This window comes from Bacillus sp. sid0103 (assembly GCF_019219025.1).
The window spans coordinates 1-1,690 of sequence record NZ_JAHUWN010000081.1 but is presented as its reverse complement, the minus strand read 5'-3'; the positions used below and the strand labels follow the sequence as shown (position 1 = coordinate 1,690).

Genomic DNA, 1,690 nt, shown 5'->3' with positions numbered 1-1,690 from the left:
GAGGGCACTGAAAAAGTCCAATATCTAAATTAGGCAGTTGAAAGTTTCAATTGAATTGAACTTTCAACTGCCTTTTTAATTTATAATTAATGATATTAAATGTATGTAGGTGATTTCCAAAATGATCTCAAACCAAGAATCTCTCAATCTTAGTCCATTTATGGCAATTTACGATATTGTTGTGCAAAAGGATAATATGCTTCGTCAAATCAAGGAACTTGTTGACTTCTCTTTTATTTTAGAAGAACTAAAAAATAAATATTGTCTTGATAACGGTCGTAATGCCGTACCACCTATTCGTATGTTTAAATATTTACTATTAAAATCAATTTTTGATTTATCTGATGTAGATGTAGTTGAACGTTCTAAATATGATATGTCGTTTAAATATTTTTTAGATATGGCACCAGAAGATCCTGTTATAAATCCTAGTTCATTGACTAAGTTCCGTAAGCTCCGTCTCCAGGATGTGAGTTTATTAGACATGCTTATTGGCAAGACAGTTGAGATTGCCTTAGAAAAAGAAATCATTAAAAGTAATGCAATAATCGTGGATGCAACACATACAAAAGCACGTTACAATCAAAAATCGCCTAAAGAATTTTTACAAGAGAAATCAAAAAATCTGCGAAAAGCTGTTTATCAAATAGATGAATCAATAAAAGAAAAGTTTCCATCGAAACCGACTTCTAACGAAGTAAATGATGAAGTAGATTACTGTCTTCAAGTCATCCAGGTAGTTGAATCGCAGCCGCAAATTAAGGTAATACCAGCTGTAAACGAAAAACTAAATGTCTTAAAAGAAGTCGTAGAAGATTATAAAGAAAAGCTGAGTTTTTCAACGGACCCTGATGCGCGTGTTGGGCATAAATCAGCTGATTCTTCTTTCTTCGGCTTTAAAACACATATTGCGATGAGTGATGAACGGATTATTACAGCTGCGGTTGTAACAACCGGTGAGAAAAGTGACGGAAAGTACCTTGAAGAATTAGTAAAGAAAAGTAAAGAAACAGGCATGATAATAAATACAGTCATTGGAGATACAGCTTATTCTGAAAAGGACAATATCCAGTACGCGAAAAAAGAAGAAATTCAACTTGTATCTAAGCTGAATCCACTAATCACACAAGGTAAACGTGCGAAGGAAGATGAGTTTGAATTCAATAAAGATGCTGGGATGTATGTTTGTAAAGCCGGTCACATGGCAATACGTAAAGCACGGATAGGAAAGAAAAATCAAAGTAACAACCAACAACAAGTCTATTATTTTGATATTGATAAGTGTAAAATATGTCCTTTGCGTAATGGATGTTATAAAGAAGGAGCTAAAAGTAAAACGTATTCTGTTTCGATTAAATCCACCGAACATAAGGAACAGGAAGCATTCCAAAACAGTGAAGAGTTTAAAGAACTCGCACGTACACGTTATAAAATTGAAGCAAAAAATAGCGAATTAAAACATGGACACGGGTATGATACAGCATCAACTGCGGGTCTATTTGGAATGGAAATACAAGGTGCAACAACCATATTCGCAGTCAATATGAAGCGAATCATTACACTTTTAAAAGAAAAAAATAGTTAGGGAAAATAGAAATAGGCAACTTCTTGCAAAAATCATACAAGAAGTTGCCTATTTTTTTTAGATAACACATAAATCATAAAAAAAGGAATGTTTTTCAGTGCCCTC

General features: G+C 33.4%; 1 protein-coding gene. It reads left to right on the top strand.

What is annotated here, in order from left to right:
• Positions 1–121: 121 nt before the first annotated feature.
• Positions 122–1,585 (top strand): IS1182 family transposase, encoded by a 1,464-nt coding sequence (locus KW850_RS32515; protein ID WP_218351711.1) that lies wholly within the window; start codon positions 122–124, stop codon positions 1,583–1,585.
• The last annotated feature ends 105 nt before the right edge of the window (positions 1,586–1,690 follow it).